The sequence below is a fragment of the Streptacidiphilus sp. MAP12-33 genome (assembly GCF_041261265.1).
Lineage (GTDB): Bacteria > Actinomycetota > Actinomycetes > Streptomycetales > Streptomycetaceae > Streptacidiphilus.
The window spans coordinates 73,589-87,904 of sequence record NZ_JBGCCA010000010.1 but is presented as its reverse complement, the minus strand read 5'-3'; the positions used below and the strand labels follow the sequence as shown (position 1 = coordinate 87,904).

Below are 14,316 nucleotides of genomic sequence, written 5' to 3'. Positions count from 1 at the left end.
CGCCCCGCCCGTGCTCAGCCGTTCTTGGCCAGGTCGGCGATCGAGGTCAGGTGGTACTTGTCCGCCGTCGCCTTGGTCACCACGATCGCGTCCTTGTCCTGGGCCGAGGACTGGTCGAGCACGGTGAGCGGGGCCGGGACCGCCTTCTGCAGCGCGGCGTAGACGTCGGCCGAGGAGACCGCGGTCGCCTTCGGGTCGAAGTACTGGAGCAACACGCCGCTGTACTCGGGGATCAGGTCGATCGAGCCGTCCTTCAGGCCCGGGATGTAGGTCTCGCGGCTGCCGATGTTCAGCCGCGTGGTGACGTTCGCGCCCTGCGCGCGCAGCGCCTCGGCGTAGATGTCCGCGAGTAGCACGCTCTCCTGGAAGTTGGCCGAACCGATCTTGAGCGAGACGCCCTGGGCGGCCGTCCCGGACTTGTCGAGGCCCACCGAGGCCAGCCAGCCCTTGGCGACGGCGGCCGGGTCCTGCTTGTCGGTGATCACGTGGACGTCGAGGGTGGCCAGGGTGTTGGTGTCCAGCTTGTCGGAGACCGCCTTGAGGCTTGAGCTGACGCCCGGCGTCGCCTTCGCCTTGTTGATCAGCGGCAGCACGTTCTGCGCGGCGTAGAGGTTCTTCGGGTCCTGGAGCACGACGAAGCCGTCGGCCTGGATCGACGGGTCGGTCGTGAAGATGTCCCCCGCGTCGATCTGACCGTTCTTCAGCGCGTTGATGGTCAGCGGGCCGCCGGCGTCGAGGGTCTTGTAGGAGCCGAAGACCACGCCGTAGACCCGTTCCAGGCCGGGAACGCCGTCCGTCCGGGTCTTGAACTCCGGCGAGCCACCGAGCACCAGCTTGGAGGCGACGGTCGCCCCGCCACCGGAGGCGGAGGCGCCTCCGCTCGCCGAGAGCCCGTTGGAGCCGCTGCTCCCACTGCTGCCGCAGGCGGACAGCGCCACCGCGCAGGCCGCGACGAGGACGGAGGTGAGGGCCTTCTTCATGATGTCTCCAGGTGAGGAGGTTCGGTGGGGCGGGACGTGGTCGGGGGCGGTGCCGCGGTCACGCGGAGCGCGGGGAGGGCGGCTTCTCGGCGGGCTCCGGACCCGGCGGGCCGGTCCCGTCGGCGGCGGTGTCGGGTCCGTCGTCCTGCGGGCCGCGCGTCGGGCGATCGGAAGGGCGGCCGGAAAGGCGGCCGGAGAAGCGGCCGGACACGCCCCGCGAGACGGAGTAGCGCTGTACCAGCGCCAGCACCAGGTCGGCCACGACCGCCAGCAGTGCGACCAGCAGCGCGCCCCCGTCCCGCTCGGCGTAGTTCTGGCTGGCCTGGCCGTCGTAGACGAAACGGCCGAGACCGCCCAGTCCCAGATACGCGGCAACCGTCGCCGTTGCGATGACCTGCAGCGTCGCGCTGCGCACCCCGGAGAAGACGAGCGGGAGCGCGTTCGGCAGCTCGACCCTGCGGACCACCTGCCCGCCGCGCATCCCCATCGCGGCCGCCGCGTCGCGCACGTCCGGCGCGACGTTCTCGACGCCGGAGACCGTCCCCGCGAGGATCGGCGGGATCGCCAGCAGTACCAGCACGATCTCCGTCGGCAGCAGGTAGACGGTGTCACCGCGGCCATGGATGTGCGGGGCGAGCATCACGTAGAGCAGGATCAGCAGGCCGACCACCGGCAGCGCGCGCATCGCGTTCGCGACGGTGACCAGCCACCGGCCGCGCCCGGTGTGCCCGATCAGCAGGCCGAGCGGCAGGGCCAGGACGACCGCGACGACCAGTGCGATCAGCGCGTACTGGAGATGCGCTCGCAGCTGGTCGAAGATGCCGCCCTGGGCGGTCCAGTTCCCCGGGTCGTTGAGCCACTGGATCACCGGCCGCCCACCGCCCTGCGCCACGGCGTCGCGAGCCAGGTGGCGCCGACCACGAGCAGGTCGAGCGCCAGGGCCAGCAGCACGCAGAGCACGATCCCGAGGGTGATCGGCGGGTAGTAGGGGCTGCCGACCGAGAGCTGGAAGCCGGTGGTGAACAGCTGGCCGAGCTCGGGCACGCCGATGGTTCCGGCCACCGCGACCAGGCTCACGTTGGCGACGACCGCGACCCGCACGCCCGCCGCGATCACCGGGACGGCCAGCGGCAGCTCCACCTTGAGCAGCCGCTGACGTCTGGTCAGGCCCATCGCGGTGGCCGCCTGGGCGACGTCCTCCGACACCGCGCCGAGCCCGTCCGCGACGACCCGGACCAGCAGGGCCACGGTGTAGACGGTGAGCGCGACGGCCACGTTGACCGGGTCCAGGATCTGGGTGCCGATGATGTCCGGCATGGCCACGAACAGCGCGATCGAGGGGATGGTGTAGAGCATCCCGGCCGCGGTGACCAGCGGCGGGTAGGTCCACCGGTAGCGACGTGCCAGCCAGCCCAGCGGCAGCGCGATCAGCAGCCCGGCGACCACCGGGACGGCGGAGAGCCAGGCGTGGTAGCCCAGCCAGCTCATCACCTCGTCGCGGTGCTCGCGGAAGTACCCGAACATCCCGAGCGGGGAGGAGTCGACGGCGAGCAGGGAACGGGGGAGGGACTGAGGCATGGACCGGGCCAGGGACTGAGCGCTCATCAGGGGGCTTCCCCCTCCCCGCCGCCGCGCGGCGAGGGCGGCTGCCCGGTGGCGCGCTGCTGTTCGATCCGGGTGAGAACCTCGGAGGCGGTCACCGTGCCGAGCAGCCGGCCGGACCCGTCGACGATCACGCCGCGTCCGCTGGGGGAGGAGAGGGCCGCGTCGAGGGCCTCGCGCAGCGTGGCCGTCTCGGACGCGAGCGTGCCGCCGAGGTTGAGGTGCGCCTCGCTGACCCGATCCGCTCCGGCCTGTTCGGCGCGCAGCCACCCCTGGGGCCGTTCCTCGTGGTCGGTGACCAGGACCCAGCCGCCCTCCGCCGCCTCCCGGGCCTCACCCGGCGCGGCCCCCAGGGTGACGGCCGACTCCGGACGGACCGGAAGTCGGCCCGCCACGGCGAACCCGAGTGCCCGGTAGCCCCGGTCGCGTCCGACGAACCCGGCCACGAACGAGTCCGCCGGGGCGGACAGCAGCTCCGCGGGCGGCGCGAGCTGGGCCAGGTGGCCGCCGACCTGGAGCACCGCGACCTGGTCGCCGAGCTTGATGGCCTCGTCGATGTCGTGGGTGACGAAGACGATGGTCTTGCCGAGCTCGGCCTGCAGGCTGAGGAACTCGTTCTGCAGCTGGGCCCTGACCACCGGGTCGACGGCGCTGAACGGTTCGTCCATCAGCATCACCGGCGGGTCGGCCGCCAGGGCGCGGGCGACGCCGACGCGCTGCTGCTGCCCCCCGGAGAGCTGGGCGGGGTAGCGCTTGGCGAACTGTTCCGGCAGGCCGACCCGCTCCATCAGCTCCAACGCGCGGGCCCGGGCCTGCTTGCGGTCGTGGCCGAGCAGCTCCGGCACGGTGGTGATGTTGTCCAGGACCGTCCGGTGCGGGAAGAGCCCGGCGTGCTGGATGACGTAGCCGATGCCGCGCCGCAGCTCGTGCGTCGGGACGGAGGCGGTGTCGCGGTCGTCGAGCCAGATGCGGCCGCTGCTCGGCTCGATCATCCGGTTGATCATCCGCAGGCTGGTGGTCTTGCCGCAGCCCGACGGTCCGACCAGGACGGTGATCGCGCCCGAGGGGGCGACCAGGTCGAGCCGGTCGACAGCGACGGTGCCGTCGGCGTACTCCTTGCTGACGGACTCGAACCGGATCACGAGGCCGCGACCCCCCTTTCGGCCGGGAACAGGTGGAGACACGTGCGGACACCATCGAACTGTCCGCGAGCCCGTGAGCGCGGGCGACGCGCTCGACGATGTGGGCCGAACGAGTGAACGACCCCGCCTCCGCGGTCCCGCCAGGGGTGGCGACGGCAGGCTGCTCTGCCGAGCGCGCACGGGCCGGCGGACACGCCGCAGCCGACGGAGCCCCGAAAACCCGCTGAGCTCAGCGCCCCGTCTGCGGCAGGATGGCCTCCCGTGAATCCCGTGCTCTCCGGCCTCGCCGAGAACCCCGCCCTGCCCGCCGACCTGCTGGCCCGGCTGGTCGACCGTTGCGTCGACGCCGCGGACGAGGAACTCGCCCGGGAGCTCGCGGACCGCGCGGACCTGACGAGGGAGCAGACCCGGCGGCTCGCGTCCGGGTTCCGGCTCGCCGCCGTGTGGTTGGCCCGTGCGGGTCGGTTGGGCAGCGAGGATGTCGACCCGGCCACCCAACCGGACGCCGCGCTCGCGCTGCTGGACGAGGGAGCGGGGCCGGACGCGTGGGCGCTGATCTTCGTCGACGATCCGGCGGTCGAGCGCCGGGAAGAGCTGGCCGGCTGCCCGGTTCTGCCACCGGACGTCTCGCGCAGGCTCGCGGACGACCAGGAGCTCCGCGTCGTCGCCGAGCTCGCGGTCTGGACGGCCTCGGGGCCGGTCGCCGCCGAACTCGCCCGCCACTCGCACGCCGAGGTCCGGCGCGGTGCCGCGGGGAACGAGGCGACACCCCCGGAGCTGCTCGCCGCCCTGCTCACCGGGGAGGGCCTGCCCGCGCCACGCGCCTGCCAGGTCTGCGACCAGGAGCCGGTGCCCTACGTCCACCCGCCGGACTGTGACCGCACCGACTGCCGGTTGTGGGGAGGGGACGCCTGCGACGGGACCCACCAGTCGACGCTGCACCAGATCCACTGGCAGGCGCTCACCAACCCGTCGACCCCGGCGTGGGCCGTGGCCCGGCACGCCGACCGGTCGTCGGCCCTGCTGCGGGAACGCGTCGCCGCACGCGAGGGCTTGCCGGCCGACACCTACCGGGCGCTGGCCGCCGACCCGATCCCGATGGTGCGCACGACGCTGGCCGGCAACCCCTCGATCGACGAGACCCTGATGGGCCGGCTCGCGGCGGACGACTACCACAGCGTCCAGCGCGCGCTGGTCGGCAACCCTCGCCTGCCACTCGACCTCCTGGCACGCCTGGCCCACCACACCAAGGTCGGCGCCGTCGCGCCCCCGCGCGTCGCCACGGCCCCGCTCACGGAGATCACCGAGCTCGCCGCGGCGACGGACCCGGTTCGGCGCATGCTCGCCGCCCTGCGCCGCGACCTGCCGGACGAGCTCCGCGACGCGCTCGCGGGCGACCGGGATCCCAAGGTCCTCAAGGCCATCGCCCCGCACCCGGGTCTGAGTGAGGCGCAGCTCCTCGACATGATCGACCGTCACGGCCCGGGGCTGACCGTGAGGGCGGCCACGAACCCGGACGCGACGGCCGCCGTCCTGGAGTGCCTGACGCGTCAGCCCGCCTCGGCGCGCAAGGTCTTCCGTGAGATCGCCCGCCACCCGAACGCCTCGGCCGGCGCGCTCCTCGCCTGCCTGGAGGACGCGACGGCCCGTCCCGTCGCCGCCGCCCATCCCGCGCTGCCGCCCGGGACCATCGTGGACCTGCTCGCCGACGATGACTGGCAGGTCGCCGCCGCTGCCGCGGCCAACCCCGCCCTCCCCGTCGCCGTCATGCGCGCCCGACTGGCGTGAGGACGGGGCGGTCGGGTGGGCCCGGGGCTCAGTCGTTCCCCGTGAGGCCCTGGCGGTGGGCGTACGCGACGGCCTGGGCGCGGTCGGTGGCACCGATCTTGGTGAAGATGTGATTGATGTGGGTCTTCACCGTGGCCGCGCTGACGACCAGGTGGGCGCGGATCTCCGCGTTCGACAGCCCCTGGGCGATGAGCGCGAGCACCTCCGCCTCACGGGGCGTCAGGCCGTCCGGGAGCGCGGCCGGTCCCGGCTCGGCAGGGCCGGTGGCGGGCGGAGCGGACTGGAAGGCGGTGAGCAGCCGGGCCTGGACGGTGGGGTCGAGCCAGGTGCCGCCGCCGTGGACGTGGTGGATCGCGCGCTCCACGTCCTCGTGGTCCGCGTCCTTGGTGAGGTAACCGCGGGCCCCGGCGCGGAGCGCCGGGAAGACGGAGTCCTCGTCCGCGTAGGTCGTCAGGACCAGCACGGCGGTGCCCGGCACCCGCTCCCGCAGCAGCCTCATCGCGCCGACTCCGTCGAGCACGGGCATGTCGAGGTCCATCAGCACCAGGTCCGGCCGGAGGCGTTCGGTGAGCTCCACCGCCTCGGCGCCGTCGCGGGCCGCGCCGACCACCTCGACGCCGTCGAGCATGCCGATCAGCAGTTCGAGCCCGCGCCGGACGACCTGCTGGTCGTCGGCCACCAGCACCCGGATCCCACGACCCGGGCCGGCGGGGGTGCCAGGGCTGTCGGGCGGCGTCATGCCGGAACCTCCATCCGTACCGTCCAGCCGTCCTCGGTCGGGCCCGCGCTCGCGCTTCCACCTGCCTCGCCGAGGCGCTCGCGCATGCCCCGCAGGCCCAGGCCCGAGCCGGTGACCGGCGGCGCCGGGGCCGGGCCCGGCGCGCTGCGGCGGTCGGTGACCGTCAGGACGGTGACCGACGGCTCGAACGCCAGGGTGACCGTGGTGTGCGCGCCGCGCGCGTAGCGGGCCGCGTTGGTCAGGGCCTCCTGCGCACCCCGGTACAGGGCGAGATCCGCCGCCGCGGGGAGCGGGCGGCCGGCGCCGACGACGGACAGGGTCACGTCGAGTTCCAGATCCACCCGGTAGCGCTCGACCAGCTCCGGGAGGCGCTCCAGGGAGGGTGCCTGCTGCCCGCGCAGCGCCCCGACCGCGCGGCGGGCGTCGCCGACCCCCTCCTTGACCAGCCGCCCGGCCCGGTCCAGCAGCTCGCGCAGGTCCTCGGCCGCCCCGTCACGCCGGGCCATCTGCCGCGCCGCCTGCACCTGGATGGCGAGCCCGGACAGGGTCTGGGCGAGCAGGTCGTGCAGCTCCTGAGCGATGCGGGTGCGCTCGGCCAGCGCGGCGGCCTCCGCCTCGGCCTCCCGGGCGTCCTCGAGCTGGGCGAGCAGCAGCTCGGCGCGCTCCTCGTTGTCACCGGCCTGTCGTAGGCTGACGGCCATCAGCGCGAGCACCGCGCAGAAGAGAAGCTGGCTGACCACGTCGACCATGCCGCCGTCCGCCCCGACGGCCGCTGTGGCGAGCAGTCCGCCGACCACGAGTGCGCCGAGCAGTCCGGCCTGACGGCGTGGCAGTACCAGAAAGGCCGTCAGTACGGCCACCGAGCACGGCAGCACGGAGACCGATCCGTGCTGGAGCGCGCCGAGCGCGAGCCCGAATCCCGCGACGCACAGACAGAACGCCACACAGGAACGCGGGGCGGTGATCCGCCACCACCCCGAGGCCACAGCGGCCAGCGGCAGCACGCACCCCGCGAACATCAGGGCGGCGGCCAGGTGCACGCCCTGTGCCCCCGGGCCGGGGTGGGCACGCAGCGACCCGACGGCGATCGCGGCCAGCAGGCCCCACAGCACCGGCCGCAGCAGCCGGCCCCGGCGCTCCCGGCGCTCCTGGGCACGGGCGATGGCCGCGCTCAGCCGCGGACTGACCGCCGCTGACGTGTCCACGGGCAGATCCGTCATGCCGAGAACAATAGGGGCGGGCCGCGCCCGGCTCCCAAACGGATCCGGCCCCGGCGCGGAGTCCGAGGCCGGATCCGGCGGGAGGAGGCGCGGGCCGCCGCTCCGCCGCGAGGGCATCGCGCTCAGGCCCGGACCGCGGCGACGGGGGCCGGCGCCGTGACCCGCCGCGCCTTGATCCGCACCACGACGAGCCGGGCGAGGACCTGGGTCAGGGCCATCAGCAGCAGCGCGGCCGTCCAGGCGGCGGCGCCGGTGATCAGGTTGTCACGGCTGAAGTGGGCGATCGAGGAGGCGCCGCTGTGGCTGGTCCAGTACTCGAACCCGGCCCGGGAGGCCATGCCCACGATCCACAGCGCCGCCGCGGCCGCCCCGGCCTTGGCCACAGCGGCCCCGTCCACGACCCGGCTCACCCTGGTGGCGGCGCCGCAGGCGATCCCCAGGGCCGCACCCACGAGGCCACCGATCAGATAGAGCTGGACGTCGTGTCCCTGGGTGGGGAACGACTTCAGGTAGTACGCCGCCGCGGCACCGACGGCCACGAGCGGCAGCAGGGCGTTGCGCAGCGTCTGGCGCGTGCCGCGGATCTGCGGGATCACCAGCAGGACCAGGGCGGCGGAGATCAGGTAGTCGGTGGTCGTCATGGCTACGAGCCTGCCGGAGCAGGCGGAGCGGATCCTCGGCCCGGGAGTTGAGCCCGGGTTGAACCGCCGCCGGGCCGGGTTGAGCCCCGCCTCCACCCGGGGGTGGAGCGGCGGTCAGGGTGCCACGGACGCCGACGCCGATGACGGCGACGGTGCCGTCAGGGACGCCGAGCCGCTCGGGTTCGGGCAGCCGGTCGGCGACGGGGCGGGGGAGCCGCTGCCGCTGCCGGTCGGCGACGGCGTGGGGCTCGGCGTGGGCGAGCCGGAGCCCGTCGGTGTCGGGCCGGTCGACGGGCAGGCCGGGGCCGAGCCGGACGGCGAACCTGAGGGGCTCGCCGAGGTGGTGGGGCTCGCGCTCGGGCTCTGCGACGTGGTGGGCCGGCCGGTCGGGGAGCCGGAACGGGACGGGGTGGGGCTGCCGCTCGGGTGGGTCGGGCTGCCGCCGGGCGTGGGGCGGCCGCTCGCCGACGGTGTGCCGCTCGGGGAGCCGCTGCCGGTGCCACCGCCCGGGCCACCGGTGTTCGGGTTCTTCTCGTAGTACGCGATCCAGGCGGTGACGGTGGCCAGGTAGCCGGCGGAGTTGTTGTAGCTGAGGATCGCCGCGTCCAGGCCGGCCGAGGTGGCGAGGTCGCGACCGTTCGCGCACAGGTAGTGCCCGGCGGCGAGAGCCGCGTCGAAGATGTTGTTCGGGTCGGCGACGCCGTCGCCGTTGCCGTCCACGCCCCACGTGGCCCAGGTGGAGGGCAGGAACTGCAAGGGGCCCTCGGCACGGACCCAGCCGCCGCCGGGTGCGGGGATGGCCGCGTTGCCGTTGGTGCCGTCCAGCGCGGGACCGAGGATCGGCGTGCGCGTCGTCCCGTCGGGGGTGAGCGCGCCGCCCCCGGCCTGTCCGGACTCGACCTCGCCGATCCCGGCGAGCATCTGCCACCGCAGGTGACAGCCCGGGTCGCTGATGGTGATCGCGTGCTGGGCGTCGAGGTACGCCGTCATGACGAGCGCGGGTATGCCGCTCGCACCGGTCGCGATCGAGGAGCCCGGCGAGCCGGCGCTCTCCGCGGCGCCGGGTCCACCGACGGCGCCTCCGGAACCGGGCACACCGCCGGGCGGGAACACACGGTGCAGCGGCGCGCTGTCACCGGTCGCGGTCAGGGTGTTCCTGGACGCGGCGCCGGCGGTGCTCTTGGCCTGCCCGGCCGGTGCCGGGACCGAGCTCGCGGTGACGGCGCCGAGGGCGACGAGCCCGACCGCGGTGGTGGCGGCGCACCACAGGCGCGGCCGGTCGAACGCGGGGCCGGGGTGGCGGCGGGCGAGCCGGCGCAGTGGCCGGGATGGGTCCGTGGTCACGGGAGCCGGCTTCCTTCCGCTGAGGCGGCGTGCGTCGTCCAGGGCGCGAAGTCCACTTCAGGGGAGAGCCCGTGAACTGCCGGTGCACGACCCGCCCCCCGAGGCGACCGGTCGTCAGACTAGCCGACCGGTCGCACCCGGCGACAGGACCACCTCGGCCCTCCCCGGGGCGGAACCGTCCCGGGAGGGCGTCTGACATGCGCTCAGGCCAGCGGCTGGTTCGGCACCAGCAGGTGCGAGAGGTCCTTGGCGATGTTGTTCCCCAGGTTCTGGACGCTCTGGTCCGCGGTGGGCGAGTAGGTCACCGACACCGCGATCGACACGTCCTTCTTCGGCAGGTAGGCCATGACCGCGGCGTACCCGGAGAAGGAGGGGTTCTGCACGACCCAGCCGTTCACCACCAGCACGGACGTGCCGTAGTGGACGGCCTTGGTCTGCGGCAGGCAGTCTCCCGGCGGACACGGCGTGCCCAGACCGATGGTGCCGGGGTCGAGCAGGGTCCGGTAGCCCTTGGCGCTCAGGGTCCGTCCCGAGCCGATACCGGCCCCGGCGCGCGCGAGGTCACAGATGTTCTGCGTGATGACCGCGCCGGGGGCCGTCGTCCAGGAGGGGTTCCAGAACGTCGACTCCTCGTACGTGCCGCGCTCGGAGGTGAACGCGTGCAGGACGGGCGCCGGAATGTCGGGGGTGTAGCTGTTCGAGGTCGCACGCAGTCGCAGCGGGCGGTAGATGCGCTGCTCCAGCAGGTGGTCGAGCCGGGTGTGGGTGATCCGCTCCAGGGCCTCGCCCAGGAGGACGAAGTTGGCGTGCGAGTAGCTGAAGTTCTTGCCCGGCCTGTAGAGCAGCTTCCGGTCGAGGTGGGCGAAGGCGAGGACGTCCTTCGGTGCCCAGTGCCGGAAGGGGTGCGCCTCCAGCTCCTTGTCGAAGCCCGCGTCGGTGACGTAGTCGCGGAAGCCGGAGGTGGTGTCGGCCAGCTCCCGCAGGGTGATCTCCCTCGCGTGCGGGATCTCGGGGAGCCAGCGGGAGATGCGGTCGTCCAGCCTGACCTGCTTCTCGTCCACGAGCTGGAGCAGGATCGTGCCCATGAACGCGATGCCCACCGAGCCGGTGCGGAACCGCATGTCGGGCCGGGCCGGGACGCCGGTCATCGACGGGCCGACCGCGCCGGTCCACACGTCGCGGCCGTGTTCGGTCACCCGGGCCACGACGGCCCGGAGCTTCAGGTCGCGCCGGTCCTTCTCGACGAGGTCGAGGACGGCCCGTGCCGTGCCGCCCGTCGGAGTGGGGGAGGCGGCGCAGTCGGGTCCGCGGCGTGCGGCGGCGGAGGCCGGGGCGGCGGTGCCCGCGGCGAGGAGCGGGGCGGAGGAGAGCAGCAGTGCGGTCGCGCACAGCAGCGCGGTTCTCTTGCGAGTCATGGATCACCATGTCCGCACCACGTGCCGGAATCGGCGCCGGACACCTTCCGATGCGCTCCTGATGCACTCCGATGGCGCACGTCGTGAGCCCTGACGGGGTCGCTCGCGCGACGGCCTCCTGCGCGCACACCTCGGGGACTCGCCCCCGGGCCCGCCCGCGCGGCATGATGTGCGGCGAGCGCGTCCCGTCCCTTCGTCCCCGGCTAGGGGGAAGCATGGCCCGGCAGAACCTCCGACCGCAGGTGTGGACACCGCCCCCGCGCGGCGGACGGGCACGGGTGTGGAAGCGGTACCGGTCGCTGCCCGAGCTGACGCTCGTCCCGCTGTCCGGGCTCGGTCCCGAGGACGTCGTCGTGGACGCGCTCGGCCGTGTGCTGTGCGGCGTCGCCGACGGGCGGCTGCTGCGGCTGAGCCCCGACGGCAGGGAGGCCGTCACCCTCGCCGACATCGCGCCCGGGCGCCCGGCCGGGCTGGAGTCGCTGCCGGACGGGCGCGTGCTCGTCTGCGACGCGCGCCTCGGCCGGCTGCTGCGGGTCGACCCCGACAGCGGGGAGGTGGAGACGCTCGCGTCCACCGTGGGCGGCGAGCCGATGCGGCTGGTCAGCAACGTGGTCGCCGCCGCCGACGGCACCGTCTACTTCACCGAGTCCAGCCGTCGCTTCACCGTCGACGACTGGCGCGCCGACATCCTGGAGCACTCCGGCACCGGCCGGCTGCTGCGGCTGCCGCCCGAGGGCGGCGAGCCCGAGGTGCTGCTCGACGGGCTCCAGTTCGCCAACGGACTCGCCCTCGCCGCCGACGGCTCCTCCCTGGCGGTGGCCGAGACGGGCAGCTACCGCCTGATCCGCTACCACCTGACCGGCGAACGGGCCGGGACCAGCGAGCCCTTCGTCGACCTGCCGGGCTTCCCGGACAACCTGGGCGCGGGCACCCACGGCCTGCTGTGGATCGCGATGGTCGCCCCGCGCGACCCGCTCCTGGACGTGCTGCACCGCACTCGGCCGCTCGCGCGGCAGGCGCTGTGGCGGGTCCCGCAGGGGCTGCTGCCGGGGCCGAAGCCCACCGTGTGGGTCATCGCGGTGGACAGCGCCGGGCGCGTCGTCCACGACCTTCAGGGGCCCAGCGCGGCCTTCCGCGCCGTCACGGGCGTGGCCGAACACGACGGCAGGCTCTGGCTCGGCACGCTGACGGAGCCCGCGCTCGCCTGCTTCGACCTGGCCGCCGTCAGGATCTGAGGCGCGGCGGCGGCCCGCCGGACGGGCAGGCCACTCGTCAGGGTGAGCCGGAGCGCGTTGGCGCGCGCGGGAGCGGGGGCCGCGTGAGACCGTCAGGGAGTGACCGAAGCCGTTGTCGATGTGACGGAACGTGAGGACGAGGCCCTCCCCCCGGCCGAACTCGCGGCGAAGTACGGCCTGACCCTGAGCGGTCGCCGCCCTTCCCTGCCCCAGTACACCTCGCAGCTGTGGGCCCGCCGCCACTTCATCCTGGCCTTCGCCACCGCCCGCCTGACGGCGAACTACAGCTCCGCCCGGCTCGGCCAGGTCTGGCAGGTGATGACGCCGTTGCTCAACGCGGCCGTCTACTACCTGGTCTTCGGCCTGCTGCTGCAGCAGAACCGGGGCATCCCGAACTACATCGCCTACCTGTGCACGGGCATCTTCACCTTCCAGTTCACCCAGTCCGCGGTGCTGGCGGGGACCCGCTCGATCTCCGGCAACCTCGGCCTCATCCGTGCCCTGCACTTCCCGCGCGCCTGCCTGCCGCTGTCGATGACGATCCTGCAGCTGCAGGAGCTGCTGGTGTCCATGTCGGTGCTGGGTGCCATCATCCTGATCACCGGCGAGCCGCTCACCGCCAAGTGGCTGCTGGTCGTCCCGAGCCTCTTCCTGCAGACGGTCTTCAACGCCGGGCTGGCGATGCTGCTGGCCCGCTGGGGCTCGAAGACCACGGACCTCGCTCAGCTCATGCCGTTCATCATCCGCACCTGGATGTACATGTCCGGGGTCTTCTGGAACGTGCAGTCCATCAGCACGCACCTCCCGGCCTCGGTCCGGACGCTGCTCTACCTCAACCCGGCGCTGATCTTCAACGAGCTGATGCGCTACGCGCTAATGGACTCCGTCCAGGCCAGCAGCCTCAGCCCGCACATCTGGGCGACGGCGCTGGGCTGGGCGGTGGTCGCGGGGATCATCGGCTACGTGCACTTCTGGCGGGCGGAGGAGCAGTACGGCCGCGGCTGACCCCGGCGGCCCACTGTCGTGCGGGCGGTGCGTTCCGCTCCGGCGTCGGTACCGGGCCCCGGGTGTCGACGAACGATGGGACCTGGTGACCCGGCGCCCGCCGGTGGTGTTCATCACGGCGGGCCTGCTGTCCTTCGTCGGACTGGTGCTGCGGGTCCGGTTCCGTTGACCCCGCGGGCTACTCCTGCTCGCGCGTGCCGTAGCGGTGGGCGAGGCTGGGGTCGTCGAGCCACCAGGGGCGCATCATCTCCGGGTCGTCGTCCGTCGCCTTCGCGCCCGGCGTGGCGGTCGCTGCCTGCTCGCGTTGGTGGGCGATCTGGGCGTCGATCGCGGCGTCGACCGCGATCGTCTCCGCGCGGCCCTTGACCATCCAGCGCCGGACCAGCGCGGCGAGGAACGGCAGGCCGGCCATGTCGCCCAGAGCCCAGAGCGTGCAGCCGCCCCACACCTGGTCCTCGCGGATCGAGGGACCCCACGGGCGGCCGAGGGCGGTGTAGTAGTGCTCGGCGATCGTCGTGTGCCCGTAGACCATCAGCATGCCGAGGCCCGCGTCGAAGACGACCTCCGCCATGGTGATGAACAGACCCACCATCTGCGGGTACTCGTGCGCCACCGGGTCGATCTGCAGGCGGGGCCAGAAGTACGACAGGCCCAGCACCACCAGGACCACGTGCAGGCCGATGTTCCAGCTCTGGCTCGTCAGCGTGTGTTCGTACCACGGCGTGAAGTAGAGCAGCCACGGCGGCAGCATCAGCAGCGCCGTGGAGACCGCCGGGAACATCAGGATCCGCGACGGCCAGCTGCGCAGCGCCCGCGTCAGCCGGGCGCGGCCGCTCTCGCTCGCGGACTCCGCGATCAGCGAGACGGGGGCGCCGAGCCCCAGCAGCAGCGGCACGATCATCAGCAGCGTGATGACCTGCGCCGCGCGGTCGGTGAACAGGATGCGCTCGTAGACGCCGACGCCGGACATGGTCGACCAGACCCACAGCGCCAGACCGCCGAACCAGGCCGCGCTGCGGCCCAGCGGCCAGCGGCCCTCCTTGCCACGCACCCGGACGATCCCGAGGGCGTAGAGCGCTCCGAGCACCACGGCCAGCGCGAGGACGACCGGTTCGAGCTGCCAGCTGGTGAACAGGTCCGACCACTGCCAGGCCGGGGGACCGCTGTAGCCCGCCGCGAGTGTCAGTCCCGCCATGGTCCTCGCC

The 14,316-nt window shown here is 73.6% G+C and carries 13 protein-coding genes; 3 read left to right on the top strand and 10 right to left on the bottom strand.

All coding sequences use genetic code 11. From position 1 onward, the window contains the following. Nucleotides 1-14: 14 nt before the first annotated feature. Genes ABH931_RS12465 through ABH931_RS12450 form a run of 4 tightly spaced genes read right to left on the bottom strand, consistent with a single transcriptional unit; the run spans nucleotide 15 to nucleotide 3,724 of the window. On the bottom strand, nucleotides 15-980 hold the full coding sequence (locus tag ABH931_RS12465; protein ID WP_370112455.1) for a glycine betaine ABC transporter substrate-binding protein: 966 nt from the start codon (nucleotides 978-980) through the stop codon (nucleotides 15-17). Between the two features lie 58 nt (nucleotides 981-1,038). After that, complete coding sequence (locus ABH931_RS12460) at nucleotides 1,039-1,848, bottom strand: ABC transporter permease (RefSeq protein ID WP_370112454.1); 810 nt, start codon at nucleotides 1,846-1,848, stop codon at nucleotides 1,039-1,041. Further along, a complete protein-coding gene (locus tag ABH931_RS12455; protein WP_370112453.1) occupies nucleotides 1,845-2,585 on the bottom strand; it encodes an ABC transporter permease in 741 nt (246 codons plus the stop codon). The genes ABH931_RS12460 and ABH931_RS12455 overlap by 4 nt, the downstream gene beginning before the upstream one ends. Further along, nucleotides 2,585-3,724, bottom strand: a complete 1,140-nt coding sequence (locus tag ABH931_RS12450) for an ATP-binding cassette domain-containing protein (protein WP_370112452.1) — start codon at nucleotides 3,722-3,724, stop codon at nucleotides 2,585-2,587. Before ABH931_RS12450 ends, ABH931_RS12455 begins: the two co-directional genes overlap by 1 nt. Nucleotides 3,725-3,985: 261 nt before the next feature. On the opposite strand from ABH931_RS12450, the gene ABH931_RS12445 reads away from it, so the two are divergent. Then, a complete protein-coding gene (locus ABH931_RS12445; RefSeq protein WP_370112451.1) occupies nucleotides 3,986-5,512 on the top strand; it encodes a hypothetical protein in 1,527 nt (508 codons plus the stop codon). A 28-nt stretch (nucleotides 5,513-5,540) separates the two neighbouring features. On the opposite strand, the gene ABH931_RS12440 is transcribed toward ABH931_RS12445, so the two are convergent. From ABH931_RS12440 to ABH931_RS12420, 5 genes are all read right to left on the bottom strand, one after another. Next, the gene (locus tag ABH931_RS12440) at nucleotides 5,541-6,251 is read right to left on the bottom strand and encodes a response regulator (RefSeq protein WP_370112450.1); all 711 of its coding nucleotides are present in this window, start codon (nucleotides 6,249-6,251) and stop codon (nucleotides 5,541-5,543) included. Next, nucleotides 6,248-7,471 carry a sensor histidine kinase gene (locus tag ABH931_RS12435; protein ID WP_370112449.1) on the bottom strand — a complete coding sequence of 408 codons (1,224 nt, stop codon included), beginning with the start codon at nucleotides 7,469-7,471 and terminating at the stop codon, nucleotides 6,248-6,250. Before ABH931_RS12435 ends, ABH931_RS12440 begins: the two co-directional genes overlap by 4 nt. Nucleotides 7,472-7,593: 122 nt before the next feature. Next, entirely contained in the window at nucleotides 7,594-8,112 is a 519-nt protein-coding gene (locus ABH931_RS12430; RefSeq protein ID WP_370112448.1) for a hypothetical protein, read from the bottom strand. A gap of 114 nt (nucleotides 8,113-8,226) precedes the next feature. After that, the gene (locus ABH931_RS12425; RefSeq protein ID WP_370112447.1) at nucleotides 8,227-9,456 is read right to left on the bottom strand and encodes a lytic transglycosylase domain-containing protein; all 1,230 of its coding nucleotides are present in this window, start codon (nucleotides 9,454-9,456) and stop codon (nucleotides 8,227-8,229) included. A 203-nt stretch (nucleotides 9,457-9,659) separates the two neighbouring features. Further along, nucleotides 9,660-10,871 carry a serine hydrolase domain-containing protein gene (locus ABH931_RS12420; RefSeq protein WP_370112446.1) on the bottom strand — a complete coding sequence of 404 codons (1,212 nt, stop codon included), beginning with the start codon at nucleotides 10,869-10,871 and terminating at the stop codon, nucleotides 9,660-9,662. 215 nt (nucleotides 10,872-11,086) lie between these two features. On the opposite strand from ABH931_RS12420, the gene ABH931_RS12415 reads away from it, so the two are divergent. Together ABH931_RS12415 and ABH931_RS12410 are read left to right on the top strand one after the other, a co-directional pair. Beyond that, nucleotides 11,087-12,106 (top strand): SMP-30/gluconolactonase/LRE family protein, encoded by a 1,020-nt coding sequence (locus ABH931_RS12415; protein WP_370112445.1) that lies wholly within the window; start codon nucleotides 11,087-11,089, stop codon nucleotides 12,104-12,106. A 99-nt stretch (nucleotides 12,107-12,205) separates the two neighbouring features. Continuing rightward, nucleotides 12,206-13,111, top strand: a complete 906-nt coding sequence (locus ABH931_RS12410; RefSeq protein WP_370112444.1) for an ABC transporter permease — start codon at nucleotides 12,206-12,208, stop codon at nucleotides 13,109-13,111. A 178-nt stretch (nucleotides 13,112-13,289) separates the two neighbouring features. On the opposite strand, the gene ABH931_RS12405 is transcribed toward ABH931_RS12410, so the two are convergent. Next, nucleotides 13,290-14,306: a cytochrome c oxidase assembly protein gene (locus ABH931_RS12405; protein ID WP_370112443.1), complete on the bottom strand. Its 1,017-nt coding sequence runs from the start codon at nucleotides 14,304-14,306 to the stop codon at nucleotides 13,290-13,292. Between the last annotated feature and the right edge of the window lie 10 nt (nucleotides 14,307-14,316).